General features: G+C 43.4%; 31 protein-coding genes and 3 tRNA genes. 9 read left to right on the plus strand and 25 right to left on the minus strand.

Going from position 1 to position 26,256, the window contains the following annotated elements; genetic code table 11:
• The coding region (locus PN499_RS28055; RefSeq protein WP_465249978.1) for a DUF4277 domain-containing protein at positions 1 to 216 on the minus strand (216 nt) is incomplete at its 3' end.
• 822 nt (positions 217 to 1,038) lie between these two features.
• Between PN499_RS28055 and PN499_RS28060 the strand changes: the two genes are divergently transcribed.
• Positions 1,039 to 1,497, plus strand: coding sequence for a peroxiredoxin (locus PN499_RS28060; RefSeq protein WP_272036742.1), 459 nt, complete (start codon positions 1,039 to 1,041; stop codon positions 1,495 to 1,497).
• 180 nt (positions 1,498 to 1,677) lie between these two features.
• On the opposite strand, the gene hpf is transcribed toward PN499_RS28060, so the two are convergent.
• Positions 1,678 to 2,322: a ribosome hibernation-promoting factor, HPF/YfiA family gene (hpf, locus tag PN499_RS28065; protein ID WP_272036744.1), complete on the minus strand. Its 645-nt coding sequence runs from the start codon at positions 2,320 to 2,322 to the stop codon at positions 1,678 to 1,680.
• Positions 2,323 to 2,468: 146 nt separating this feature from the next.
• On the opposite strand from hpf, the gene lipB reads away from it, so the two are divergent.
• The gene (lipB, locus tag PN499_RS28070; protein ID WP_272036746.1) at positions 2,469 to 3,161 is read left to right on the plus strand and encodes a lipoyl(octanoyl) transferase LipB; all 693 of its coding nucleotides are present in this window, start codon (positions 2,469 to 2,471) and stop codon (positions 3,159 to 3,161) included.
• Positions 3,162 to 3,465: 304 nt separating this feature from the next.
• Entirely contained in the window at positions 3,466 to 5,334 is a 1,869-nt protein-coding gene (locus PN499_RS28075) for a tetratricopeptide repeat protein (protein WP_272036749.1), read from the plus strand.
• 219 nt (positions 5,335 to 5,553) lie between these two features.
• Here the strand turns inward: PN499_RS28075 and PN499_RS28080 are convergent, their stop codons facing one another.
• On the minus strand, positions 5,554 to 6,195 hold the full coding sequence (locus PN499_RS28080; protein WP_272036750.1) for a L,D-transpeptidase: 642 nt from the start codon (positions 6,193 to 6,195) through the stop codon (positions 5,554 to 5,556).
• A 645-nt stretch (positions 6,196 to 6,840) separates the two neighbouring features.
• Here PN499_RS28080 and PN499_RS28085 point away from each other — a divergent pair.
• Both PN499_RS28085 and PN499_RS28090 read left to right on the plus strand, forming a co-directional pair.
• Positions 6,841 to 7,383: a hypothetical protein gene (locus tag PN499_RS28085; protein ID WP_272036752.1), complete on the plus strand. Its 543-nt coding sequence runs from the start codon at positions 6,841 to 6,843 to the stop codon at positions 7,381 to 7,383.
• 211 nt (positions 7,384 to 7,594) lie between these two features.
• Entirely contained in the window at positions 7,595 to 8,953 is a 1,359-nt protein-coding gene (locus tag PN499_RS28090; protein ID WP_272036754.1) for a PQQ-dependent sugar dehydrogenase, read from the plus strand.
• A gap of 120 nt (positions 8,954 to 9,073) precedes the next feature.
• Here the strand turns inward: PN499_RS28090 and PN499_RS28095 are convergent, their stop codons facing one another.
• The 4 genes from PN499_RS28095 to PN499_RS28110 all read right to left on the minus strand — a co-directional run bounded on the left by PN499_RS28095 (position 9,074) and on the right by PN499_RS28110 (position 11,644).
• Positions 9,074 to 9,670, minus strand: a complete 597-nt coding sequence (locus PN499_RS28095; protein WP_272036756.1) for a DUF924 family protein — start codon at positions 9,668 to 9,670, stop codon at positions 9,074 to 9,076.
• Between the two features lie 18 nt (positions 9,671 to 9,688).
• On the minus strand, positions 9,689 to 9,865 hold the full coding sequence (locus tag PN499_RS28100; protein WP_272036758.1) for a PCP reductase family protein: 177 nt from the start codon (positions 9,863 to 9,865) through the stop codon (positions 9,689 to 9,691).
• Positions 9,866 to 9,989: 124 nt separating this feature from the next.
• Positions 9,990 to 10,628, minus strand: coding sequence for a ThiF family adenylyltransferase (locus tag PN499_RS28105; protein WP_272036760.1), 639 nt, complete (start codon positions 10,626 to 10,628; stop codon positions 9,990 to 9,992).
• A 179-nt stretch (positions 10,629 to 10,807) separates the two neighbouring features.
• Positions 10,808 to 11,644 carry a hypothetical protein gene (locus tag PN499_RS28110; RefSeq protein WP_272036762.1) on the minus strand — a complete coding sequence of 279 codons (837 nt, stop codon included), beginning with the start codon at positions 11,642 to 11,644 and terminating at the stop codon, positions 10,808 to 10,810.
• A gap of 121 nt (positions 11,645 to 11,765) precedes the next feature.
• Between PN499_RS28110 and PN499_RS28115 the strand changes: the two genes are divergently transcribed.
• The 4 genes from PN499_RS28115 (at position 11,766) to PN499_RS28130 (ending at position 13,963) form a co-directional block, all read left to right on the plus strand.
• Entirely contained in the window at positions 11,766 to 12,134 is a 369-nt protein-coding gene (locus PN499_RS28115; protein ID WP_272036763.1) for a hypothetical protein, read from the plus strand.
• 100 nt (positions 12,135 to 12,234) lie between these two features.
• Entirely contained in the window at positions 12,235 to 12,621 is a 387-nt protein-coding gene (locus PN499_RS28120) for a hypothetical protein (RefSeq protein WP_272036765.1), read from the plus strand.
• 132 nt (positions 12,622 to 12,753) lie between these two features.
• Positions 12,754 to 13,572: an Rpn family recombination-promoting nuclease/putative transposase gene (locus PN499_RS28125; RefSeq protein WP_272036767.1), complete on the plus strand. Its 819-nt coding sequence runs from the start codon at positions 12,754 to 12,756 to the stop codon at positions 13,570 to 13,572.
• A gap of 94 nt (positions 13,573 to 13,666) precedes the next feature.
• Complete coding sequence (locus tag PN499_RS28130; RefSeq protein ID WP_272036769.1) at positions 13,667 to 13,963, plus strand: DUF433 domain-containing protein; 297 nt, start codon at positions 13,667 to 13,669, stop codon at positions 13,961 to 13,963.
• Positions 13,964 to 14,096: 133 nt separating this feature from the next.
• Here PN499_RS28130 and PN499_RS28135 read toward each other — a convergent pair whose 3' ends face one another.
• The 18 genes from PN499_RS28135 to PN499_RS28220 all read right to left on the minus strand — a co-directional run bounded on the left by PN499_RS28135 (position 14,097) and on the right by PN499_RS28220 (position 26,139).
• Positions 14,097 to 15,905, minus strand: a complete 1,809-nt coding sequence (locus tag PN499_RS28135) for a DUF4209 domain-containing protein (protein ID WP_272036771.1) — start codon at positions 15,903 to 15,905, stop codon at positions 14,097 to 14,099.
• Between the two features lie 104 nt (positions 15,906 to 16,009).
• On the minus strand, positions 16,010 to 17,449 hold the full coding sequence (locus PN499_RS28140) for a vWA domain-containing protein (RefSeq protein ID WP_272036773.1): 1,440 nt from the start codon (positions 17,447 to 17,449) through the stop codon (positions 16,010 to 16,012).
• Positions 17,450 to 17,863: 414 nt separating this feature from the next.
• Positions 17,864 to 18,091 (minus strand): hypothetical protein, encoded by a 228-nt coding sequence (locus tag PN499_RS28145; protein WP_272036775.1) that lies wholly within the window; start codon positions 18,089 to 18,091, stop codon positions 17,864 to 17,866.
• Entirely contained in the window at positions 18,081 to 18,587 is a 507-nt protein-coding gene (locus PN499_RS28150; protein ID WP_272036777.1) for a hypothetical protein, read from the minus strand. Before PN499_RS28150 ends, PN499_RS28145 begins: the two co-directional genes overlap by 11 nt.
• Positions 18,588 to 18,969: 382 nt before the next feature.
• The gene (locus tag PN499_RS28155; RefSeq protein WP_272036779.1) at positions 18,970 to 19,209 is read right to left on the minus strand and encodes a ribosomal protein L7/L12; all 240 of its coding nucleotides are present in this window, start codon (positions 19,207 to 19,209) and stop codon (positions 18,970 to 18,972) included.
• Positions 19,210 to 19,299: 90 nt separating this feature from the next.
• Positions 19,300 to 19,372 (minus strand) — tRNA-OTHER (locus PN499_RS28160).
• Between the two features lie 111 nt (positions 19,373 to 19,483).
• Positions 19,484 to 19,547, minus strand: a tRNA-Met gene (locus PN499_RS28165).
• A gap of 310 nt (positions 19,548 to 19,857) precedes the next feature.
• Positions 19,858 to 20,058: a hypothetical protein gene (locus PN499_RS28170; protein WP_272036781.1), complete on the minus strand. Its 201-nt coding sequence runs from the start codon at positions 20,056 to 20,058 to the stop codon at positions 19,858 to 19,860.
• A gap of 116 nt (positions 20,059 to 20,174) precedes the next feature.
• Positions 20,175 to 20,378: a hypothetical protein gene (locus tag PN499_RS28175; protein WP_272036783.1), complete on the minus strand. Its 204-nt coding sequence runs from the start codon at positions 20,376 to 20,378 to the stop codon at positions 20,175 to 20,177.
• A gap of 271 nt (positions 20,379 to 20,649) precedes the next feature.
• On the minus strand, positions 20,650 to 20,991 hold the full coding sequence (petJ, locus tag PN499_RS28180; protein WP_272036784.1) for a cytochrome c6 PetJ: 342 nt from the start codon (positions 20,989 to 20,991) through the stop codon (positions 20,650 to 20,652).
• Between the two features lie 141 nt (positions 20,992 to 21,132).
• Positions 21,133 to 21,636: a photosystem II cytochrome PsbV2 gene (gene psbV2, locus PN499_RS28185; protein WP_272036786.1), complete on the minus strand. Its 504-nt coding sequence runs from the start codon at positions 21,634 to 21,636 to the stop codon at positions 21,133 to 21,135.
• A 154-nt stretch (positions 21,637 to 21,790) separates the two neighbouring features.
• On the minus strand, positions 21,791 to 22,279 hold the full coding sequence (gene psbV, locus PN499_RS28190; protein WP_272036788.1) for a photosystem II cytochrome c-550: 489 nt from the start codon (positions 22,277 to 22,279) through the stop codon (positions 21,791 to 21,793).
• A gap of 49 nt (positions 22,280 to 22,328) precedes the next feature.
• A complete protein-coding gene (locus PN499_RS28195; RefSeq protein WP_007353013.1) occupies positions 22,329 to 22,520 on the minus strand; it encodes a hypothetical protein in 192 nt (63 codons plus the stop codon).
• 361 nt (positions 22,521 to 22,881) lie between these two features.
• The gene (accD, locus tag PN499_RS28200; RefSeq protein WP_007353012.1) at positions 22,882 to 23,838 is read right to left on the minus strand and encodes an acetyl-CoA carboxylase, carboxyltransferase subunit beta; all 957 of its coding nucleotides are present in this window, start codon (positions 23,836 to 23,838) and stop codon (positions 22,882 to 22,884) included.
• 65 nt (positions 23,839 to 23,903) lie between these two features.
• Positions 23,904 to 24,122, minus strand: coding sequence for a hypothetical protein (locus tag PN499_RS28205; protein WP_272036791.1), 219 nt, complete (start codon positions 24,120 to 24,122; stop codon positions 23,904 to 23,906).
• 66 nt (positions 24,123 to 24,188) lie between these two features.
• Complete coding sequence (locus tag PN499_RS28210; protein ID WP_272036793.1) at positions 24,189 to 25,019, minus strand: prepilin peptidase; 831 nt, start codon at positions 25,017 to 25,019, stop codon at positions 24,189 to 24,191.
• Positions 25,020 to 25,120: 101 nt separating this feature from the next.
• Positions 25,121 to 25,192, minus strand: a tRNA-Lys gene (locus PN499_RS28215).
• Positions 25,193 to 25,269: 77 nt separating this feature from the next.
• Entirely contained in the window at positions 25,270 to 26,139 is an 870-nt protein-coding gene (locus PN499_RS28220; RefSeq protein WP_465249979.1) for an aldose epimerase family protein, read from the minus strand.
• Positions 26,140 to 26,256: the final 117 nt, after the last annotated feature.

Consider the following 26,256-nt stretch of genomic DNA (forward strand, 5'->3'; position numbering starts at 1 on the left):
AAAAAATGTGTCGAATAGGTATATTGGGGCGCTCAAAAACCCCAATCCGTTCAAAATTATTGCTTTCATTACTTGTCCTGGGCTGATAGTTTCTTTGCTGCTTATTCCCACTTTTTTGTTGACTTCTTCTACCAATTCCATTTCATCTATTATCCCTGCTACTATTCCCAAATGGTCTAAATTTACGATATTTATCGCTGATAAGGGCTTTTTCATGGTTTTTAGAGTTGGTCAAAAGCAAGAAAGTCATTATACCTTAAAAAGTCCTCAAATAGTTGCTGTGCAACCATTTGAGGATTTAAAACTTCCCAATCTATCTGAAATTAAATCTGCTTAAATATCTGCGGAATGTGGGTTGCAATATAATGTTAAACAACTTATGGCACACTAACTCCCAAAAACAGACAGTATAGAAATTGTCTAAGCTCTTACGCATTGAAACTGTATTATTTGTTTCTGTAACCTAACCCCCTCACCCCTCACCCCTCCACCCCCCCAACCCTCTAACCCTTCTTCCCTGTAAGGGAAGGGAGAATAAGTCGATGAATTAATATACCAATTAAATGCGTAACAGCTTATGCACAAAAAAACTCGACAATTGCCGAGTTTTCCTGTTGTGCCCTGAAGCGATTTAGGTGCCCACCCCCCCACAGAGTTAAGACACCGTAGAATTCTGACTGACTTGATAGCAGCCAGATTGCAACAAAAGTACAGTTAATCTGACCAAACCTAAGAAGATTTTCGGTTGCAGATATCAAGGAATCTTAACCAATCAAACCCCCAAAAAGAGTTTGGCTCAGAGCAACTGTTTCCCATAACACCTATATTTATTGTCACTCTTTTTGTTGAGCTAGTAACGTTTTTAATTTGAAGAGTTGATAAAGTTAGCTGACCTTTTACTTAAAGTTATTGTGAATACCTGAAAATCTTTGAGACAGGCGATCTCGTCGTGGCTGCTAAAAATTAGGTGCTACTGTTACCGATCGCGATAAGATTACAAAAGTTAACATTTCCCTTAAACCACCGATTTTAGCAAATATGCCAGTAAAAGTTGGAGAAACTGCACCGGATTTTACCTTGCCTTCTCAAACAGGCTCACCAGTCAGCCTCAAGGACTTTCGGGGCAAAAAATCAGTTGTTGTATATTTTTATCCCAAGGATGACACCCCTGGATGCACGGCTGAAGCCTGTGCTTTTCGAGATAGCTATGAAGTTTTCTCGGATGCGGGTGCAGAAGTCATCGGCATCAGTGAAGACTCACAGCAATCTCATCAGCAGTTTGCGATTAAGCATAACTTGCCTTTTACCCTCTTGAGCGATGCCGGAAACAAAGTTCGGCAACTTTATGGTGTTCCCGCCACTCTTTGGGTACTCCCTGGTAGGGTGACATATGTAATTGACCAGCAGGGAGTTGTACAGCACATCTTTGATTCGATGCTCAATTTCAAAGCTCACGTCGAAGAAGCTCTTAAAACTCTGCAAGCGATCAAAAGTTAGCATAGGGAGCGGGGGAGCGAGGGAGCGGGGGAGCAGGGGAGCGGGGGAGCGGGTGGAGAGGGAACAGGGGAGCGGATGGAGAGGGAACAGGAAAGACGAAGATTTCCCCTCTGCCCCCCTGCCCCTCTGCTCCTCTGCCCCCCTGCTCCTCTGCCCCCCTGCCCCCCTGCCCCCTATCCCTTAAGCCTTCGGAGCTTTTGACTTTTCGGCTGGAACGCTGTGAGCAACTTTGCCATTATTGCTGTTACCGTTACCGTTGCGGGGTTGGATAACGCCATAACCGCCGTGATGTTTGCGTTCGTAGATCACGTTAATTTCACCAGTTTCGGCATTGCGGAACATATAAAAGTCATGATCGATGACTTGCAACTGTTCTAGTGCTTCTTGCATGGTCATCGGCGGCATGGCAAAATACTTGCTTCGCAATACTTCGCTGGGAAGTTCTGGTGTGCGATCGCCGATCAGATCGGAGACAACCGGCTCCTCTGCTACGACATCGCCCACTTTAGGATTAGTATGGGTTTTGTCTTGACGTTTTTCTTTAAATTTTCGCAGTTGGCGAGCAATTTTATCTGCTACTAGATCTATGCTGGCATAGAGGCTTTCGCTGCTTTCTTCGGCGCGGATCACGCTACCGTTAGCGTAGATCGTGACTTCGGCAGTCTGCTTAGTATTGATTCGCGGGTTGCGAGCTACGCTTAGGTGTACGTCCACCTCGGTAGTCAATGTCTGAAAGTGGTTCACGGCTTTGTCAATTTTTTGATTGACGTATTCGCGAATCGCATCGGTAATTTCAATATTTTTACCCTGGATAACAAGCTTCATAAAGCCCCTCCTTACTTAATCTGGGTATAGTTTTACAGTAGCACTTTGTATTCTGCAAAACAGATCGCTTTAGAATCTTTTGCATCCCTTGACAATTCTTGATTTTAGTTGACTCAATTTGCATCAAAATCCTATTGATTTTTTGGATGTTTCCTACTACTCTGTCTGAATCAGTTTTTGCTTCTGTACCCTGCTGGCTAATTAATCAGGGAGAAGTGCCTTATGCTATGGCTTTGGAGGTGCAGCGGCGGTTGGTGCAAGAACGTCGCGATCGCCCCGATTTATTAGATGTGTTAATTTTGCTGGAACATCCCCCGGTCTATACTTTGGGACAGGGTGCGACGCTGGAGTTTGTTAAGTTTGACCCGATGGTTACTAATTGGGAAGTACACCGAGTGGAACGGGGGGGCGAGGTGACTTATCATTGTCCGGGACAGTTGGTGGGCTATCCGATTCTGAATTTGCGGCGCTATCAACAAGATTTACACTGGTATTTGCGACAGTTGGAAGAGGTGCTGATTCGCGCGCTGGGGGTCTGGGGTTTGCAGGGCGATCGCATTCCTGGTTTGACTGGTGTCTGGGTGGAGGGGCGCAAAGTGGCCGCGATCGGTATTAAAGTTAGTCGTTGGATTACGATGCACGGCTTTGCTTTAAATGTTTGTCCCGATCTCCAAGGTTTTAAGGAAATTGTACCTTGTGGTATTTCAGATTATCCTGTGGGTAGCTTAGCTGATTTTATCCCTGGCATTGACCTGGATAGAATGCGGCCAGTGGTTGCGGCTAGTTTCGCTGAAGTGTTTGGCGTGGAGTTAATTGCATCAGCTTGGCCAGAATGTTGAAGAAGGAAGAAGGAAGAAGGAAGAAGGAAGGGAGAATACTTACACAGTAAGGTTTTTAGTCTTCTGAAGAGGACTTTCACTTTTAGGAGTTACCCACTTAGACCAAAGAAACCGGGTTTTTTACCAAATCTGCGGGCTCGAACGAAGTATTTTCGTAAAAAACCCGGTTTCTGGGCCCTCATGTTTCTTGTATAATTACTTTTAGCGGAGATGGTAAAAATTTGGGAGGGGCTTTCAGAAGCGATCGCACGATCTCATCAGCCCTGAAAATGAAAACAAACCCATCGATCCTAAAATTAAAACTATGTCAGATTTACCCTCACTACGCGATCGCAATCTAGCCCTGATCGATCGGATCGTAGACATCACCCTTAAAGGTCAAATTCGCTCTAAAGAGCAAGTATATCAAATCCTGATCGAAGAAATCAGCCCCGGCAGCGGCGAAATCTTTGAACGCTGTCTCGCGGAACGCTTGGGCACTATTGAAAACCAACTCAAAACTGACAAAGACGAGTTCAAACAAGCTAAAGCAACTCGCAGTCTTAGAGCTCTCAAAACCATTCAAGGGGAATGGGAACGCTGGCAAAAAGAAAACCGAGTTGACCGTGCGATCGCATCCTCAGTGCAACAAATCATCACCGCTGAACCTAACAATCGCCTACTCACATTATTACAAATCATCGATCCCAACCGAGAACACCCCCTCACTCTCGAACAATTACAGCAATTAGCCAAAGCACTGCAACAACAAATGCTGCAAATTGCTAATCCTGACACAGAACAAGACGTACAACAAATCATCGTTGGCATCACTAAAGGTTTAGCATCATGGCAGCGATTAGAACCCGATCTCGTAAGCTGGATTTACCAACAACGGCAATTAGGATTTGCCGGCACTGCTGAACAAAACGGCCCTTGGGCATTATGGGCCAAAAAGGTAAATAGTTCCTTCCCACAAGCACTATTTAACACAATTTCCTTTAATCATTCGATCGCCGAATTTGCGGCAAAACAAGGTAATATAGAACCTAGTTATTTAATTGAACTAGCCGTAATTTTACAATGCTTGCAACGGGGTTTAGTAGCTTGGTTTGACAAACTAATTTATGACTCTAAAGTAGGGGCAAAACTTTCAATTTCTACTTTTTTAACCTTTGCAGCCATCTGGTGTCAATTAGCCAATGGCTTCAACAATTCAACTCGCAGCGGTGAAATTTTAGCAAATAGCTGTTTCCAGCTAACGCTGCAAGTTCTGCGGGCATTTTCCCAACGCGACTATTTCCCGCTTTACGGCGGAGTTTTTGCCTCTTTTTCCGGCGAGTATTTGCGAAATACTTTAGAGTATTTAGATGAACCCTTGCGGCGTGTGGAAGGAACCCAGGCTAAAGCTAGGATTCTCACACTTATTGGTGCTTCCATGCGAGCGATGGGACAATACGATCGGTCTATTAATTTTCATCAACAAGCATTAGAAATTGCCCGCAAAGAAGGTGATAAACCCTGTGAAATTGCCAATTTAAATCATCTTAGTCGCACCCATGTAGCTCAAAAAAATTATGAAGAAGCTATTGACTTCAGTCAGCGGGCGTTAATACTATCCCGTCAAAGCGGTGATAAATTAGGAGAAGTAAATGCTTTGGCTAATTTAGGTTATAGCGAAGTGTTTAAAGCTCGGCAATTGCAAGAAGTAGAACCAGAGATTTATGAGAGTGCAGTTAACTATTTGCAGCGGGGTTTGCAGTTATCTGAACAATTAGGCGATCGCCAAAGTCAAGCTCTTTGTTATAGTAGTCTTGGTATTGCCTACACGATTTTAGAACAACCCCAAGAAGCTATTAAATATCTGGCAAACGGCTGGCAATCTGCCCAAGTTTCTGGAGATTTGTATTTGCAAGGTTTGAATTTGGCTTATCTTGCTCAAGCTTATTATAGCACGGAAAATTTGCAGAAAGCTGTTTTTGCTGGCTGTTTGAGTATGTATCTTTTAGAGCAAATTGGTGCTAGCGAGTGGCGTAAGCCGGCAGGTTTGTTAATAATTTTACAAGGTCAATTGGGCGATGGATTTGAAGCAGCGTTGAAACAAGAGCGATCGCAAATTATTCCTATAATTGGTGTTGATGGCTATGATTACATCCCGGAAATTTTGAAAAAATATCAGGAATCAATGGATTAGGTAATTGGTAATTGGTAATTGGTAATTGGTAATTAAACGTAGGGTGGGCGCTCGCCGCCAATCGCCTGTAACTCATAGCTAAATCCAATTAAAAATTAAAAGTTAAAAATTAAAAAGGAAATTAATTAAATTTTTAATTTTTAATTTTACATTTTTAATTCTTGAGAGAGGCGAGCGCCCACCTTACAATTTAACAGTTAACCAATTACCGTTAACATTCTAAGGTTCTACTATTACGGGCGTTCCTACTTCTACCTTTTCAAATAAAGCTTGAGCATCTTTATCATACATTCTGACACAACCATGAGAAGCAGGTCGGCCGATAGATTCTGGATTAGGTGTTCCGTGAAAACCAATCACATTTTTACCATCAGTCCAAAAACCAATCCACCTACTCCCTAATGGATTGTCTGGGCCTGGAGGAACAACCTCTCCTGTCCAAGGATGTTCCCAACTTGGTTCTCTAATCATTTGCATAACTTTAAAATTGCCTGTGGGAGTTTCCCAACCATCTTTTCCGACAGCAACAGGGAAACTTGTTTGCAACTCATTTTTGCGGTAAACATAAACGCGGCGTTCCCTCAATCTTAGCACTAAACGAACTTCCTGTAAAGGATTAACTGGGGGAGTTTGAAAAGGAGGAAGAAAAGTGTTTTTATCTCCTAGAGGTGGCAATTCTAGTTTCCCGATCGTCCGCGAACTCTGGGGAAGTGATATCTTTTTAGGAGCAGCTTTTTTGGGGATAGAATGATTTGAATTAGTTGCTGGAGCGGCCGTCGCTTGTTGTATGCCGATCGTTAACAGGGCTGTACTCAAGCCCATCGCCATTAGCTTCTTAGATAAAGATCCACTGTTCGTCATTGCTTGTTTCTCTCACTTCCTCACTAACAGTATTCTACAAGATTAGTCTGTTTAAATCCAAAACCCATTATTTTTTTGAGTTTAACCTCTGATTAGTCTTAACTTTTGACCTTTGACTTGAAAGGTTTCATTGTTAATATTTCTTCCTCGATCCCTGCCATCAGTAAGATCCCCCTCTTGGTAGAGTTATTTTCAAATTAGCTACAGTTATATTCTGAAGAAAGACCGAGCTCTATGATATCAGTGTACCCCGCGATCGCTTGACCAACTAGCCAACAGCCGTTGCTAAGTCTGGACAAAAGAAGGCACAAGAAAATTATAATTCCTGTGAGGGCGATCGCGAGTGATAACGAGCGGATTCGCGGTTTTTGGTAAATGCCACAACAACTGAGGACTGATGTTAGTTAGGGAATTGGCCGCGATCGCAGTTAACTTACTTAACTGACTATCGGCCCAACTGTCAAAATGATAGTGTGGAACTCCTGACGGAGAAGGGAGTCTATGAAGAGTAGTTAGATAATCTTTACCTAACGATTATCTGAAGTCTGCCATCAGGTGAGTAAAATAGATTAGGTATAAAGGTTAGGGTGGTTTCTTACAATCAAAGCAACCCGATCCAAAAATATAGTCAAAAGTGAGGAAACAATGAGTCTTCAAAAGATTACTTTACTAACAGGTACAGCCCTATCGCTGTTAGTTTCAGTAGGAGTAGTGCATCCAGCGATGGCAAACCCTGAGAGTGAATTAGCTCAAGCAGGTATGAGTACAACGGCGAATGTAGAAACAATCACAGGCATTGTGAAAAGCATTGTCGGTGAAGTGGTGACAGTTGATGTTGAAGGCGGTACTTACAGAACTCTGCTAATTGAACGGCGGGTACTGGGAACTATGGCTTTGGTACCGGGAAGCCGTGTCAGAGCAACTGTCGCGCGTGGTGGTTCTTTCGTACAAAGTATAGTAGTGATTCCAAATGTGAAGGTGACGGCGAGTACGGCAACTCGCATGACCACAACAACTCGGACTCAGACTCAAACTCAGACAACTCCGGCACCAATGCCAATGCGTCCCGCAGCCCCGATGCGTCCCGCTGCACCCCCAGCTCGGCCTCAAGCGGCTCCTGCTCGTCAGGCACCCATGGCTCCTGCTCCGATGATGCAACCGGCAGCTCCTGTTAGAGGACTTTGGTAGGTGTCGATCGCGATCGCAACTTTCGTTAAGTAACTAGACCTTTTGCAAAAATATCCCGGCGAATAGAATTCGCGACTACACAAACAAAGTCCGCCTACGCGGACTAATGAGATCGACTTTTGCAAGTAAGAGGTCTACTGATGTCACCGCACTTTTGCGGTGGCTTCATCAGACTTTAGATTTTGGATTTTTCTAAGGCTGGGGGTGTCAAATGCGCTTTTTATTTCTAATTTTGGTGTTGCTGTCGATAACTGCGTGCGATCGCGAAAAGCAGGCGATCGCTCCAGTCAATTCTAGCAATCAGGAATCGCCACAAGCTAGCCCAGTGCTGCAAAATACCTCACCAGTAGCCCAGACAAATGTAACAGCGCCCAGCCAGATATTACGCACCGAAACCTTCTCGCCACAGCCAATCCGCCTTAAAGTTGCTAATTTACCGCAACCCTACGCCACCCAAAGCGCCTCAAAATCTCCTCAAGTAGTACCGCCTAGTCAAGGTGGAGCTCTGCGCGTTCCTCCCGGCTTTACTGTTAATATCTTTGCTAACAATTTAGATGCTCCTCGGTGGCTTGCACTCACTCCCACCGGCGATGTTTTGGTGACTGAAACGCGACAAAACCGGATTCGCCTGTTGCGGGATACCAACGGCGACGGTGTTGCGGATGTCCGCGAAACGTTTGCTACTAGGGCAAATGGGTTAAATATTCCCTTTGGGATGGCCTTTAGCGATCGCTATTTTTTCCTAGGTAATAGCGCTGAAGTCCGCAGATTTCCCTACAATCAAGGCCAGCAACAACTAACTGGAACTGGTGAAAAAATTGCTGACTTACCGGGAGGTGGTTATAACCAACACTGGACGCGAAATGTTGTCACCTCCCCAGATAAAAACCAGCTTTATGTCTCCATTGGTTCAGAATCAAATGCCAGTGTAGAAGAGTTACCCAGAGCCTCAGTGCAGGTGATGAATTTAGACGGTCAGAATCAAAAAACCTTTGCTTATGGGTTACGAAATCCCGTAGGGTTAGATTTTCATCCGCAAACTGGAGAACTTTACACCACAGTTAACGAACGCGATGGTTTAGGGGACGATTTAGTACCCGATTACTTGACGCGAATTCAGCAAGGTCAGTTTTACGGTTGGCCTTATGCTTATTTTACAGCGAATCGTTTAGATCCGCGCCACGCACAAAATGGCATCAGCGAGCGCCCAGATTTAGCTGCTAAGACTCTTACCCCAGACGTACTTTTTCAAGCGCATTCAGCAGCTTTAGGGATTCAGTTTTATGATGGGAAAACATTTCCTGAAAAATATCGGAATGGAGCCTTTGTAGCGTTTCGCGGCAGTTGGAATCGTAACGCCGGAACGGGATACAAAATTGTGTTTGTACCATTTAATAACGTTGGTCGTCCCCAAGGTTATTATGAAGATTTTTTGAAGGGTTTTTTGATCGATCCATCAGGGCCTAAAACTTGGGGCCGTCCTGTTGGTTTGCTAGTTTTACCTGATGGGAGTTTGTTGTTTACTGAAGAAGGTAATAACATAATTTATCGCGTGCAGTATCGGGGATAATTGTTAGTTGTTAGTTGTTAGTTGTTAGTTGTTAGTTGTTAGTTGTTAGCTGGGAAAAATTTCTTCCTCTCTCCCTAACTTCTTCCTTCTTCCTTCTTCCTTCTCCCTTCTTCCTTGATTCTAAAAACCAGAACCAGGCTGTTTTATAAACTCAGCTTCCTCTGGCGTTGTCTCCCTTCCTAGAATTTGATTTCGATGGGGAAATCTACCAAACTTCTCAATGATTTCTAAATGACGAATAGCATAATCAATAGGTGATTTACTATCAGCATCTCCGCTAAGTTGGTAAAATAATTCAACTGCTTTTCGCTGATGTTCCAAATTTTCGCTATGTTCAAAAGGCAGGTAAATAAACCACCTTTGTACAGGCAAAAAGGTACTATCGAACTTGTTATCTACAGCGTATTGAGCAGCCGTCAGTGCTTTACTATCAGTGGCAAAAGCTTCAGGTTTTCCACGAAATAAATTCCGAGGGAATTGATCTAATAATATGATTAATGCTAAGCAACTTTCTGGGTATTTTTGCCAATAGTCAAGTTTACCTGATGCGGCTAATTCATAGTCTGAGAAAAAGCGCGATCGTACTTCCTCGTCAAAGGCTGTATCTTTTGTAAACCATTCTTTTTTAGGTTTACCATAGTTAGAAGAGTCAGATTTACCAAACCAGAAAGTTAAAACTCGATCGACTTGCAATCTTGCTTCTAATTGATTATTCATTGTAATTTCAATTAAAACCTATTTCTTAGAATCAAACTTTTGTTTAGCTTGCTCGTAAACTTCAACATTAATTTGAGTTATCCCCAATTCTTGGGCAAATTTCTCAATCTTTTTACGAGCAGCCGGTCGGACAAAAAAGGGAATTTCTTTGAGCCTTGCCTCAGCTTCTGCTGTCCATTCTAGTGGTATACTCATTATCCAATCACTCCTGATTTTAAGTAAAAAGGGGAATTATAACTTTGCGACTGTGCTTACTTTTTAAGAGTAGCCATGGAGGTATTCCCTCAAGCATAACTACAAACTCCGATCGATTTATAGTTTACAGCATAAAGGGCTTAATGGCAAAATCCCCTAGCGTAACTGTAAAACTCTGCTGCTCTTGAGTAGCCGCAAAATTAATAATAACTTCACAGGCAACTGCAACAGTCAGCATCACCAAGTTTCTGGCTAAAGGGTAATCGCAAACATCATCATTTGCTGGTGAGGGAACGCGATAGCCTTGATTCCAAATTACCTCAGCATAATCAGTAGCTAAACCGACATGGAGACAGGGAATGCTCGCACTCGCACAGCAATCTTTAACAGCTTGCCGAGCTATACTATTATCAAAAGTATCAACTACTAATGCACTATTAGCAAGTAGTACAGCCGCATTTGCTGCTGTTAGTTCTTTTGACTGTGGATCGACCTTAACTCCTAGAGCGCGGTAGAGGTTATTGGCGAGAATTTTTGCTTTGAATGCGCCCACATCTGAACGATAATAGGGTTGGGTAGATAAGTTACGTTCCTCAATGCGATCGCGGTCAATTACCTTTAAGTTTTCAAAGCCAGAACGTGCCAAATTCTCAGTAATATTAGCACCCAAAGCGCCAGCACCACATACCGTTACTGGCAACTTTTTCAAGAGTGACATTACTGCTGGTGTTCGATACAGTTGTTCGTGAAATAAAGTTGACATAATGGGTAATGGGTAATGGGTAATTGGTAATTGGTAATTGGTAATGGCTAATTGGTAATGGGTAATGGGTAATTGGTAATTGGTAATGGCTAACTATCCATCCTCCCCATCCTCCCTCCCTCTCTTCCTCTTTCCCTAGTCGCTAGTCCCTAGCCCCTTCTTTGGTGGTAAATCTTGCCTTATCTAGCTTCGACAACTCCAACTAATGATTGTAAATCAAAGTTGCTGTCTAGTCCGCTTAGACAGATGCCAGCACTAACTACAGTCAGGTCATTTTTGGCGATCGCGCTGGTGTGGCGATCGCCATTTCCAGCAGTCCACTCGATCAGCCAATAGTCGTCGCGATCGCGAAACTCTCGCAACTCTCCCCCACCCATTTGTAGCGCCTCCTGCAAGCGATTTTCATCCCGTCGCTGCTGGAACTTTTGACTAAATTCCTCAGTCTGCTGTGCTACTAACTCGTAGACAGTACGCATCTCCGGTGTCATCCCCTTAAAGCGGACTTCTTGAGGAGAAATCACCTTTTTTAACGCCAATCTTAGTTCCTCACAGGACAGCGGATCGGCGCGGCGATCGATATCCTCAAACCACCACGATTTACCATCCCATCTAGCAATAATTGGCTCAAAAGTAGCGCCTTCAGTTACTAAATGTACGGGAAATGGTTTGACAACACCAATGCGTTGTCTAGCATCAGATTCATTAACAGGATAAGCCAGCCAAGTTTGTCCTTGCAAAGTGTAAGCCAGTTGCAATCGAATGGGAGCGAGCAGTTGCAAATATTCCGTCAGTTGCGGCAAACTTGCTTCCTCAACTACTTCAGCTATTTTTTCATTAACTGGCTGAAAAATACCCCAACCCTCAAAGTTGCGCGGCTTTGGTTTGAAAGTAGAAATTATTCCGCCTACCCTTGTCCGCACCCGCCCATAGCGCGTACAAGGCGCGAGAAATTTAGTGTTGCACAACTGCGTTTCTTCTACTGCTAGTTGGCTTAGAAGATTGCGGATATCTACCACAGCGTTTACCTCCTGAATTTATTAAAATATTTCCTGCAATTAAACATTACTTTAGTAAAAATTATATGCTATGCTATTAAAGATTAACAAACTCAAAACATTTTCAAGGATAAATTACACAATGTTGGTAAAATCTTTCCATCGCGGCATCGTCGCGGCAGCCCTATCCCTCCCCATCATTTTTTCCGGCATTGAGAGCGCCTTAGCTGAATCTGCTACCTTTACTCTTATTAACGGAACCAGCCGCAATCTAGAAGAGTTTTATGCTTCCCCTCCTCAAGTAAACGACTGGGAGGAAGATATTTTGGGGGTAGATGTACTCGCGCCCGGAGAATCTATAAAGATCAACATGGAGGATGGACGCGAAGACTGTCTATACGACTTTAAAGGTACTCTCGGCCCTAGTGATGACGGCAGTGTTGGTCGCGGAGAATTGATACAGTCTTCTGTCAATGTTTGCAATGGTGGCACTTACGAATACACCGATTAAAGGGAAATAATAGAATTTCTTAATCCACAGAAATTGGAAAATTTAGCTATTGCCTTCAGCAAATTATTGTGTTAGACTCTACTTTCAAACCATACAATTTATGACAAATCATCTCAATACAATGCAAGCACATAGTATGGCTACTACGAAGTTTTTAAAAGTGGCAGTTGCGATCGCAGGCGCAACTCTGAGCTTAGTGTCGATTCTCGCTAACCCAACTAAAGCTGAGGAATTCAGATTTACAATTCAGAACAACAGTGATGTAGCAGTTAGCCAGGTATTGGTATCTGAAGATGGCGAAACTTGGGGTTACTTTAATCTCGACAGTAATATTGCTCCCGACACTGAAGGAGAAATGGTTTGGGGTGAACATACTAATCACGAAGCTTGCAGCCAGTGGATAAAAATAGGATATGTAGATGGGACTATTACAGAGCCTGCGAAGTTTGACTTTTGTGAAAATCCCACTTTAGTTGTTGAGGACTAAGAATTAAGCTGCGATGCAGTTTTAAAACCCAGTCTATAAATCAGGGTGTATCCTCTGCGTTTTGTGTCCAATGAGGCTGAAGTCAAGTGACTTCAGCTTCTTTGTAGGAAAGTCTATCTTATTTAGGATAAAGTGAAAACAGACTCACTCTTTTATAAGCTATTTCAGAAGTTCCCCCATAGCTTCTTTGAGCTGATTGGTCAATCTTCTTCTGAGGTTGAAGCTTATCAATTTACCTCAGTAGAAATCAAACAACCGAATTTTACCATCGATGGATTGTTTAAGCCTAGTGATGAGGATAACGACAAACCTATTTACTTTATTGAGGTACAATTTCAGAAGAAAGACTATTTTTATTGGCGCTTTTTTGCAGAAGTTTTCCTGTATCTGAAGCAAGAAATGCCTACTCAAGATTGGCAAGCTGTGGCTGTGTTTAAAAACCGCAATGTCGATCCAGGCTTACCGAGACAATATCGGGGTTTGTTGATGAGTCAGCAGGTGAAAATCATCTATTTGGAGGAGTTAGAAAAAACAGGCGATCGCTCTTTAGCTCTAGGTATGGTACAATTAATTGTAGAGCCAGAAGAAACAGCGGGTGCAGAAGCTCGGCAATTAATTGGAAAGGCGCGGCAATTGGATGATGAAGACCTTAGCCGCGATGTAGTAGAATTTATTGAGACGGTCATTGTTTATAAGTTTGCTAATTTGAGTCGTCAGGAGATACAAGAAATGCTGGAATTGGGTGATTTGAAGCAGACAAGATTTTATCAAGAAGCCAAGGTAGAAGGCAAACTAGAAGGCAAACTAGAAACAGTGCCTGTACTTTTGCGACTAGGATTGAGTGTAGAACAAACTGCTGGTGAGTTAGGGTTGGACATTGAACTCGTAAGGCAGGCGGTTCAGGGTTTTTCTGGTGGTGAGATTGAGGAAGGAGAAGATAGGGGGAATTAGCAAAAGTCTGTTTGCTGATTATTAGTTTAATTCTCATTTTCATCAACTGAATCTATATCGTTTTGAATGACTACCTATTGAGTAGGTGAAAATTATGACTATTTCAATAGCAGCAACACCCTTACCTTTAGCAGTTAATGCTGATGGTGTAGTGCTAGTAGGGGGAACACGAGTAACGCTTGATACGGTTGTATTTTCTTTTAATCGAGGTGCAACTGCTGAGGAAATTTGTTTGGCTTATCCATCTTTGCGTTTAGCAGATGTGTATGCCACAATTGCTTATTATTTGCAGCAGCGGCAAGTATTAGCAAGGGAAGTTCGCAGACAGAATGAGGCTAAATTCAATCCTCAAGTAATTAGAGAACGTTTGTTGTCTCGGATGGGTGGATAGTCGCTCATGTTATAGTTCTAGTTTAGCTTAAGCGCGATCGCGCTGTCTATCCCATTTATAGGTAAATAATCAAACTAATGGCTAATTAAGAACTGCCCTTAGCTAGTAGCGTCAGGCAGTTATATTTTACTAGCTATGGTGTGGTGTTCGTGCTTTGACCTTCTTCATCTTTATTCTTATCAATCTTGGTAACAAGTGGTCGGCAACAAAGATGCAGTGCCATCCACCAAAGATAAGAAACCTCTGGTGCAAAGAAACTTTCATAATCGAGCAAACCATGAGCCATACGGTTTCTGAGATTACAGCCAAAACGGTGAACCAGTAGCCCTTGTAAGTGGAAAGTAATGTCCTCTCCAAAAATTTCCACTAAGTCAGATTCACGCTCACGAAACAGCGTATTAATATCATGCTCATCTTGAATGCCGTAGTCGTTTAATCCTGACGTAATAATACCTTTCTGCTTAAGGATATAGCGAAGGGAATTTTCGATCTGTGGGATTAAAATATGGGCAGCAACTAAAAAGTCACCTGTTAACCCCGCATAGAAACCTTTTGCGTATATGTACTCCCGACCTTGAGGGATAAAGTGGTTATTGACAACAATAGAGAAAAAGTCGCTCACTCTGACACTATGTTCCAAGTTAATTTGATACCTCACTGGTTCAATAATAGCTTTAGCCTGCATTTGCCAGTGCCAAATAGCAGTTTGAAACATTTTGGAACGTATTGCTGCTTCACGTTCTTTGAGATCGCTAGAGAGAATGGAAGGTTCCCGCGCAGTAACTTTTCCCATTTCATTCTTCATTACTATTGGTATCAACGATTGAAGAACGTGGGCTTGAGTATTTTCCTCAACTTGTTGACGTAAACGAGAGACTTGGAGGTCGCCACCCATCTTTATAGCTAATATAAAAAGAGCATCACGGATGGATCTACCTTTGACATTTTCTCTGGCTTGCTCGACAAAATCACTAATATCTACTTCCTGATATATAGGAATCATTTCTGCCAGAGAGCGTTGTTGGTATTCAAGCAAACTATTGTGTAGCTCATCCCTCCGAGCTTCTGTACCTCCAACTCTTCTCAAGGCTTCAATAGCCTTTTGTAGATCGTCAGAGGCATTTGTATAAGGAAGAGACGGAAGTTTTAAAGCCTCTTCCGAAGCCTTGACATAAGTTTCGGCTGCACATATCAATGCTGTTCTCTCATCATGGGTATTTTGTTCCCGTTGATGCCATTCAGCCTTAATTTCCCAGTAGGTTCTTGCTCGATCCCAATCTTGCGTCGCTTCAGCAAGAGTGGCAGCCTTTTCTGCTAATATTGCATACTTAGAGGGGGCTCCTTGCCGTTGCTCTAGCAAAAGCCTCATTAATTTCGCAGATATGCCTAAAGACTCTTCACCATTATATTTATCTAAAACTGCTTCAATATGTGCAATTACATCAGTAAAGTAATGGTTCTTTCTTCCAAGTGATGCCGCCAGATGAACCGCTCGTTCTATTCTGTCAACGTATAACCACCAATGATTGCACTTTTCTACGTCTTTAGCTGATTCTATATAAGCTAGTACAGCAACTTGAGCCATCTTATAGCTGCGTTGCTTCACCCAGAGTATATCTGCCACTCTTGCCTTCAATTCATTATCAGATATTTCGGGAACAATTTCTTCCAAAAATTTTAGATCGACTTCACTAAGCCAATTAAATACCTCAGCAAAAAACTCATCACAGTCATCAGCTTTTAAACCGGGAGAAGTAATACAGGCTAGTAAAGAAAACATTTTTTTAGCTTTTATATTGCCTGATTCCTCATATTCCTGTACTTTTTTAGAAAAACTATAGAAATATTCTATGCACTCTCTTGGAGTGCATTCTTTAATAATTTTATCCCATTTAGAATTGAGAAAATCCTCTTTATTCAAGTTAATACTACCTGTTGACATACAGTTATCTCCTTTCACTAGGTTAATTTTTTTAGATTTAGGTTCATCCTAATTATTAAAATGAGCATTGCCCACCAGCATAACTGATGAGCAATACCATTCTATCACTTATCATCCCTCACCGGCAAAGCCACATCCAGAATTTCCATCAGCAACTCCAACCGCGAAGGACGAGAAAGCATCGGCACCAAATTAGGCAACGAATAGTAATCACCAGCAAATGTAAAGGTTTCCACCGGCACTTGCTTCTGCTTCAATTGACTCTCAACATAATTAGAATGAGAACCAACTCGCACGATCACTACATTCGGCATCACCCCTAAATCGCGGCAATAAGTAGTATAAGCATCGGCAAATAAAGGCGTAGAATTATCACCTTCATCCGTTACCAAAATGAACTGCTCAACCACCTGCTTTTTCTTCCGCATCACTTCCACAGCGCAACCGCAGCTAGTACCACCATTCGCCTGAAGATGCTTAAAAGCACGCTCCCAGTCCGTCAATTCCTTGCCTTTTGCCTCTACGAAATACGGCATCGTGTCAAAGGCATAGACGAACAAATCGGCATCGGAAATACCAGAAATTAACGCGGCGAGACGCTTGCCAACTTCGATCGCATTCGTCATCGAACCTGACTTATCTACTAGCAAACCAGTAGATTTAGCGATTTTACCGCGTCTTTTTACCTGTTCATTTGTCACCGCTTCCAGTTTTGCCGCCGTTTCTGCATCGAATTGAGCACCATCGCCGGCAACACTGGCTTTAAAAGCAGAAACGCGATCGCTTTTTGCCGCTTGATCCAACTTCCCATCAATCAATTTCTTGACTTCCGGGTGATCCATTGCACCGCGATTTTGAATGGATTTCAAGTTATTAATCACTTCCTGCGGTGACATCGAATCGATTAAAGCTACCAACACGGTTGGTGTTAGCTGCTTCACCGCGCCAACTGCGATCGCATAAGGAATCTTGTGCTCCACAATCAACATCGCCTGATCCGCTGGAGTCGCCGCCTTCGCCAACTGCTTGAGTACAAACGCCAGACTGTCCTCTGGCGGATTGTCCTTAAACAGGACAGAATCAGCGCGATCGCTTGGCTTAATGTGCAAACTCGCATACAAATGTTTCATCGCCTTGCGTCCCCGCATCGCCGCGCGATCGAAAAACTGCGGATTCTTTTCCCGCGATTTCAGATAGCGAGTCACAGCAGTACGCGCCGATCGCGGCACTTTTCCCCGGTGAACTTTCATAAAGTCCACAATCCGCGAAACCTCATAAGGTGGGAACTCTTGTAACATCACAAAAGCAGCATCTCGGTGCTCAGTTAAGTTACTTGTTAGCAAATTTCCGACAAAAACTTCCTTATGATCGCGCACGTCGCCATTGTGCTGATACCACACCGCTAAATGACCGTAAAAAATCGGGTCAATTTCCACAATTAACTTGTGAATTTCCGTCACCTTTTCTAATTGGCGGTGAGGTGTAGTCAGCAAACTATTAAGCATTTCTAAGCGTAAATCGCGTTCTGCTGTATTCATATTCATCAATGCCACCTCCTTTGAATTAATAGAAAACTTTTAGGTGGCAGATGTCGCTCTTCTTTCACTGACATTAAATTTATTCCCCAGCGGAGCTATTAGCAACAACTGATGGAAAAATGTTAGTTTAAAGAGTAGACACCGCACAAGTTAGGAGAGCTTTATTTTTGCCTGCTATTGCGGTTCAGGCTTGCAGCGTACTAACCGTGTACACACCGATTGGATGTTGGTAGGTTTGTAAGCTCTCCCAGTTGGGGCGCGGCGACAACTGCTATTAGAAAAAAGTTACTTCGCGCAAGTCAAGAAAGCCATTTGTTCATACGCAGGGATTGAACCTGCATAATCTTGAACCTAAATCAAGCGCCTTTTCCAATTTGGCTAGTATGTAAGCTTTCCCAGTTAGGGCGCGAAGTAGAAATCTTAAACCTTGCTAAGTTGCTGCATAACAAACTTAATTTGTTTCTTACTACACTGCTGTTTACTAACAGCATAAACAGCCTTACCGTACTCCCACCACCCACTATCGCGAGTCAGATTAGTTTTCAAAACAACATCAACACCAAAACTCAAAAAAGGAATATCTGCCAGCGTAATTAGATACCAAATATCATCGATCTTACGGTAATGATGGTAAGCATCAATTCTCAAAAAAATCTTTCGGTTTTTCAGGAGGCTTGTATGGGATTTTCTTAGCTAAACAGAGACTGCCAGAATCTGGGTGAATATACAGTTTTTCTTGGGAATAACCAATGGGATTTGGCTGGTAATGATAGGCAGAGCTTTTAGGGTAAGGAACCCCATCAATAATCACAACATTTCGTTCTACATAACTCCAAACATGAGAAAGGATATGTTGACCCGATAAGGTAGTGATATCAACCAACTGGGACATTTCTCTATAAACCTCATCCCAGAGTTTCCCTATTTTTGAACGCAGCCAACGGTACAGCGGGCCAAGACAATCAGAAAAGTATTTTGTCTTGTTTCTCGGCTTAATTAAGTAAGGTCTAAGAAGTCCGTCTGTACTTGCTTCTTCAGTAATCTTTGTTAGGTGTTTCTTGTAGCCAGTCACCTTTTTTAAGCTGATTCTCCACCCTGAACGAGGGCGCTCAATCACATTTTCACCTAAGCGGTGTTCGCTCATAAATACCCTTAATTTGAGAGTATACAGCAGAATAAACCTATTGCAAAAATCGATATTATTAGTCCGCGTAGGCGGACTTTGTTTGTGTAGGCGCGATTTCAATCGCCGGAATATTATTGCAAAAGATCTAATAATTAAACACCCTAAAAAAATGCTGAGGTAAAATACTCCGCACAAGTCGAAAAAGCTTTAAGCACGGCTGTTCTTACCAGTTTTACCTGGCAGTGGACGCGCAAACCTTATCTAACAAGAGACTTGGAATGCTTCGCTAGGTCGGTCGCCCGAATATCGCTACCTTAGAGCCGTTATAGTTACGAAAAGTATGTAGGCTTGATCGGTTAGGATGCGAAGTGAAACCTTTAATTTTTAACAGAAATAACTGTCAGCGAGTTTTAATCAAAACTTTGCCACCTGCTGCTTCTAGCTTTTGCTTAATATCGCCACAAGAGTTATAGTCTACAGCTTCCTTAACTACCCTTGGCAGCGAGTTCACAAAATTTTTAGCTTCCAACAGTGGCAGATTTGTGATGCTTCTAATCGTCTTGATAACTGCAAGTATTCTATCGGTTGGAGCTTCTAAGAGAATCACATCAAATTCAGGTTCAATTTCAACATCATTCATCGTTTTATTTGTTTTATTTGTGGTGAAAACCCAGAATAAATGTCTATTTTTAAAGCAGTTAAAATCACCTCGCGCAAGTTAAGAAAGCCTTGGGTACATATACGGGAGTTGAACCCGTGACCTTTTCTTTAGAGAGAAATGCTCAACCATGAGCTAGTATGTAAGCTTCCTTAGTTGGGGCGCGAAGTGGTTTTTAACTACCTAGTTTTTATCCCGCACAAGTTAAAAAAGCTCTTTAACTGGTGCTCTACCATTTGAGCTACGTCGCCAACAGTGGCGACGGTAGGATTTGAACCTACAACTTCCCGCTTATGAGGCGTATGTTTGTAAGCTTCATCAGTTAGGGTACGGGATAAAAAACTTGAACAGAACTTACGTAGTATCAATGAAAACTCAAGGGTTGCGATTGCTTCGCTTTGCTCGCAATGACAGAAATGCTTTGTTTTGTCTAAGTCCCGTTAACAATAGTGCAATAATTAAGAGGCGCACAAGTCAGAGAAGCTGTTGTTTTACTCCTCTCCAAAAAGCGGAGAGGGCAGGGGTCGAACCTACTATTCGATCGCTCGAACGTTACCAGTTTGTAGGCTTCTTTTGTTAGGGTGCGCCTTTAATTAATAACTGCAATTAGACGTTAATAATTGACAGGGATTAGCCGTAAACTGCCTCTGGGCGTACAATTAAATCGCCCGTTGGACGGCGATCTAAGACGTAAGAACTAAAGCGATCGCGCGCGACATCAAAATGGCTTGCAAGTCGTTCTTTAACGGCTCCATCATTCATATTGGGCGTGATGCCTAGCTGTTCTTCTGCGACATCGTAAGAACGCCCTTCAAAACGAATATGAACCATGCTAGCACCTCCTATAAATATTTTAGATTGGGGATTTGGATTTGGATTTGGGATTTGGATTTGGTAGCTTGTCTGTTCTGTAATTTAGTCAGCTTAAAATTTGCCAGGGCCGATCGTCACAGAAGAAAACGCCGCTCTAAATGATACAATTGTTTGAGATTTTCAGTTTTTTCGGTTGGCTTTTCCTGTCTGAGTATGATAGAGTTCTCTTCCTCTAAATCTGTCTCAGTTTGGTCAAAGTTACGCCGCTCTAGTTGAGTTTTCTCTGACTCGCTGGGAGTCTGAGCACAACTGAAAAATCGGGTGTAAAGTAATAACATCGATCGCTGATTAATCTTCGTTTCAAGATTGATAAATATTTAGTTGTCAAGGTTCGGGTAGGCTTTGGCTGTAGAGGTTTTCGACCTCTCCTTTGCTTGCCACACTTATATACTACATAAACACTACAAGACTGTCAAGGGGGTTGGGAAAATTTTTTTTAGCACCTGCGCCCACCCTAGACGAAAAGTTGTTCTTCTATAAATTGACAAAAAACCCCTCTTATATAAAGCAGGGGTTTTTTGTTATTAGACCTAGCTAGCACAGACTAATTTAGCCTTTCCAGCCTTTTTCAGCTTGAGAAAGCACGTAGGTAGCCACATCCTCAATTTGTTGGTCGCTTAAACGACCCTTGAATTTTGGCATCGCATTTTTGCCATTTGTCACCTGGGCGGTGATTGCTTCTAGAGAGTTCATTGCAAACTTCTCCAAAGCTTCTTTTTTCAAGGTTCTTTGAGCCATCACAACATTACCGCCGCCGATATGGCAAGCAGCACAGTTAGCGGCAAAAACTTTCGCTCCATTAGCGAGATTTCCCTCTGCCAATGCAGGGCGACCAAAACCGAGGGTAAATATTGCGATCGCGAACAGGACAATCGATAAGATTCTTTTCAACGGAGTTCTCCTCTAGTAACATTTTTCCCCTCTCCAGCTCTCGCTGTCAGGGGGACTTTCCAACATCAAAGCATCTTGACCAAACTATTTTACCTGTTGATACACTCACAATAGCGATCGCAGCCTTTTTCCCGCCCATTTTCAATTCTCAAAACTCTCCACGCCCCATCCCGGAGCCTTTTGAGCGGCTCTGAGTACAAAAGCAGCCAAATTTTCTATTTGCTCCTGTGGCATCCAACTTTCCGGTACCTCTCGGCACCAATAGCTTTCCTCGCTGCCGTCGTAACTCATCGGCTCTCTCAAAAAAGCCACCAAGCTGCTAACATTGTCACGGGGAGGCGTTGCAGCTTTGAGGTCTTTCAAAGACAGAGATACCATTGGATTAGGTAGTGTCGCTCCCCCTACGTGACAGTTCAGGCAGTTTTGCCCAAACAGGCGTTTGCCCGCCGATAAATCCTCACCAGAAAACAGGCGAGTTTCTCCCTGACCGTTTAGCTCTAGCTCAATAGGTTCTTTGGCTTGCAAATACCGAACCACATAGGGATCTAAAGCATCAGCTCGGGCAGGTTGGACAGCACTTAATAGCACCAGCCCACTTACTAAAATCCCCAACAGATAACGAACTAAAACACTATGGCGTAGCATGAGGGCGAGCAATATAAATGTGATATTGAATTCTAGGGCCAAACAATTTTAGACTTTAGATTTTAGATAGGAGCTCAGCCCCGAACCCGATCGATGCTTGCAATCCGTAAACCATCTCACAATCTAAAATCCAAAATCTAAAATTTAAAATCCTTTAACGAGCTCCTTTGCCACCACCCCACTGAGAACCGATAATCTTCGGTTGCAATAGAATATGACCCGCGATCGCATAAAGGTCATCATCCGTGAGATTTCTCATTTCAGTGAAAATATCTGCACTTTTAGTGCTAGGGTGCAACTCAGAAATTTCGGTAAACCCGTCAAAAGTCTTTGGGTTTTTCATGAATTCCACCAGCGCTTCTATATCAGTGCGCGGCGGGGATGCCAAAGCTAAAGTGCCAGGACTCAAATTCACATTTGGGTCAGTTTTTGTCATACCCCCCACATGGCATTGAGCGCAAGCTGAGTTAAATAAGCGTTTGCCTTCTTTAACTTGTTTGAGGCTCAACACCACAGTTTTACCCTGAGCGTTCAGAGGAACAGTGCGAACATCTTCACTGAGTTCGACAGCAAGGGCACCGCCGACAAAAATCTGAAATGTCAAGAATACAGTGACAACAGCAATGAAATATCTTTTAAGCATGGTTCTCCCTAAAAACAGGTTAGTTATTGAACCCTTTACACAGAATGGATCAATCTGCAATAGGTTCTGAGTCACGGCCTCGATCGAGTTTAGAAATAATTGCCTTAACATCCTCCAAAGCCAAACGGGTTCGCGGATGTTTGTAGGCAATTCCCAACTCATCGCACAACCGCAGTACATCTTCTACAGGGACGTTGTAATCCACTGCTATTTCTGCAATCGACAGGTCTGCAAAACCCATAATTATTGGTTGCTGACAGTTGACATTCTCATCCCTAAAGAGGATGGGATTCAAAGCGAGATTTCGCTCTAAATATCCCTATTGCTAGGGTGATTGGGCGCAATCTTTTTGCTTTAAAAGGTAGGCTGCTATCCTAGTCTTACAACTAGCTCAGAGAAGCGTTTAGGGATTCTTCCCTGGTTTCGCAGATTCCCTGCGTACCTTTTTAAAAGATTATCCCAATATCCGCCCATCAGGTATTACTGATCCCAGCCATCAATCTCTCTTGAGCACCAAACGAAAGCAGTTGTGAATCACAATCAATATCATCCCATCCAGATGCCCTTTTACCAACTAGCTGTCTTTGCTTCGATCGCCAGCTTTAGGGCAATCGCCCGAAGCTAGTGGTATGTGTGGGTATAATGTGGGGATCGCTCGGATTCAAGCTTTCTGCCACGCTAGAAGCGGAACTGATTTGCGGCTGGGGTTGGTGAAGTCGAATGAGCTGAGCTAAAGTTTTCTTTAACTGGGTGCGAGGTACGATCGCATCTACAAAACCCTGAGCCAGTAAATACTCAGCAGTTTGGAAATTTTCGGGCAGCTTTTCCCGCAGAGTTTGCTCGATTACCCGGCGACCGGCAAAGCCAATTGTTGCTTTTGGTTCTGCAATAATAATGTCGCCGAGCATAGCAAAGCTAGCTGTCACGCCGCCAGTTGTAGGGTGAGTCAAGACCGGAATGTAGAGCAGTTTAGCTTCTCGATGCCGTTCTAAGGCTCCAGAAATTTTTGCCATCTGCATCAGCGACAGCATTCCTTCCTGCATTCTGGCACCACCAGAGGCACAGACAACGATCGCCGGTAAGCCTTCGAGGGTAGCGCGTTCGATCAGGCGGGTGATTTTTTCTCCTACTACTGAACCCATGCTTCCTCCCATAAATTGGAAGTCCATCACAGCGAGGGCTATGGGTAAGCTTTCTAGTTGGCCTAGTCCCGTTTGTACTGCGTCTACTAAGCCAGTTTTTTCTTGAGTTTCACGGAGGCGATCGCTATACTGTTTGCGATCGCGAAACTTTAACGGGTCAGTCGCGCACAATCCCCAATCAATTGCCTTCCAGGTGTTCGCATCGATCAACTGCTCGATACGTTCCTCGCTGTATACTCTCAGATGATGGCCGCACTCTAAGCACACCATAAAATTTGCCCGGAGGTCTTTGGCATAGGTGAGCGCCCCACAAGCTTCGCATTTAATCCACAACCCATCGGCAATTTCGCGTTCGGGCCGCTGTTCAGAATTTGGCACTGCTTTTCGTCGATCTGCAAACCAGTCAAATAAAGACATTAAAACTTGGTAATTGGTAATTGGTAATTGTTAATTGTTAATTGTTAACTGTTAACTGTTAACTGTTAACCGTTATCTGGATCTTCCTCAATCGGACTGACCAGGAGCGATGCCGCCCACTTGTCTTGCGGTCGGACTTGCAAAGCTGTGGCACTCCCAGCTCCCAAATAGGATGCTAAGCCCAAATCCACAATTCTAGCCGGGATTTGATGAGCGGCTAGTAACTGCTCCATCAATTCGGCTTCCCAGCGGAAGCTAGTAGTTTTTAGCGTAATCCAAGACACAGATTATCTTACCAATTTAAGGGACTAGGCTATCTGCCAATTATTTATCTGAGTAAACATACCTAATTAGAGGCTAAAATTAGGGAAAAATAACTGCAAATAAATAGATATTATCATCTCGCCCCAAAGAGCTGTTAATACTGCGCCCAAAGCCAAAAATGGCCCGAAAGGCATCTGTTGGCGGCGACCAAGCCACCCCAATGCGATCGCACCCCCACCCACAAATGCCCCCAGAGCACAGGCGAGAAACCCCGCCAGTAGTAGATATTTCCAGCCTAACCACGCTCCCATCATCGCTGCTAATTTAGTATCTCCCGCTCCCATCGCAGTTTGCCCAAAGACAAGGGAACCTGCTAAGGCAATGATGTCAAACAACCAAAGACCAACAACTGCACCGATAACACCCGTTAATACTAGACGATCGATCCCAACTGCTAGATTAAATGTGGGCAATAAACCATTTAATGCTTGGAAAACCAGACCGAGAACCAATCCTGACCGAGTTAAGGCATTAGGAAGGGTCATGGTGTCTAAATCAATTAAAGATAAAGCTAAAAGCCAGCTAAAAAACGTCCAGTAACCCAAAGTTTCTAGCGTTAACCCGAACCTCCAGAAAACTAGCAAAAACATCAGACCCGTTGCTGCTTCTACAATTGGATAGCGGGCAGAAATAGGACTTCGACAGTGCTTACACCGCCCCCGCAGCCACAGCCAGCCGAATACTGGTACATTTTCGGAGAGTCTGAGTTGATGTAAGCATTGAGGACAGCGAGACGGCGGCCAGAGCACGGACAATTTTGCTGGTAGCCGATAAACTACGACATTGAGGAAACTGCCAATCGAGGCTCCTAGTACAAATATAATTAAGGCAAAAGGCAGAGCGGTGAGTATTTCCATTGAAAAAGTGATGACGTAACGCCGCTCTCTGGGCGGTAAAGATCTAGCTAGGGAAGAAGGGACTAGCCCCTAGCTATAACAGTTAACACTTCCTTCAAAAATGGGTCGCCCGGGATTCGAACCCGGAACTAATCGGTTAAAAGCCGAGTACTCTACCGTTGAGTTAGCGACCCAGAAATACTATCAGAAACACTATTTCCAGGCACGATTTATAATAGTAGCACAGCTTCCTAGAGAATGCAAGAGTTTTTCAAAAAAAACTTGCCGTCATTCGTACCAACATCTCACAACTCGCTCCAGGCTTGAGTTTGATCAGATGAGCTCCCGTATTAAGAGCATTTCTAGGGGCCGTCCAAGGTTCCAAACAGTAAAATTCTTTATCCTTCAATGTCCAGAACACCAAGCTACCATAACTAGAATTATAACTTAGAATCAGGCGTAAACCTCGACTTTTATCTGTTGCCGTAGCAGCTAAGCCCGTTAACTGTTCAAAAGCGACATCAATTTCATCTAACGTGGGGTCAAAAATCCCAGTAAAATAATCCATCTCCTGAGTTCTCTGATCTCGATACTGCATCCCCGGTATTTCAAAGCGCAGCTTATTCTTGTCGGGAGCGAAAAAGTAAGGGTGGAAGCCGCTAGAAAAAGGCATGACTTCTGCGGAGAGATTAGTATAACGCTGGAAAATTTCTAAAGCGTTGCCTTTAATCTGATAAGTAAAAGCCAGTTGAAAATCAAAAGGGTAAACTGCCCGCGTCAAGTCATTACTATTAAGTACCAGAGTAATCGCAGCGCGATCGACAGTCACTTGCTCTGCTACTTCCCAAGGTAAGTCACGGGCAAAACCATGCTGTTTGAGTTTTCGCTCAACGCCTTTATAGGTATAAGTATTATCGGGCAAATTGCCGCAGATGGGAAACAGGATGGGAATGCCGCCGCGTACTGTTAATTCAGGATTAGCGAATCGTTCCTTGTCCAAGTAGAGGATTTCTTCACCTTGAACCCGCCAGCGAGTAGCGATGCCGCCCCGCTCGGGTACAACATCTAAACTAGAGTTAGCTGCTTTGTCTGAGAGGGTGTAGGTTTTGTATTGCTTCTGTTCGAGCGCGATCGCAAACACATTTGTCATCGGTAATAGGTCATCGATATATTGGTTGTCAGTCACTGGTAATAGGTCATCGGTGACAGGGAATTAGTGATTAGCCTTGTCCTATTTACCGCTTACCGCCCATGCCTT

This window comes from Kamptonema animale CS-326 (assembly GCF_028330895.1).
In the GTDB taxonomy this organism is placed as follows: Bacteria; Cyanobacteriota; Cyanobacteriia; order Cyanobacteriales; family Microcoleaceae; genus Kamptonema; species Kamptonema formosum.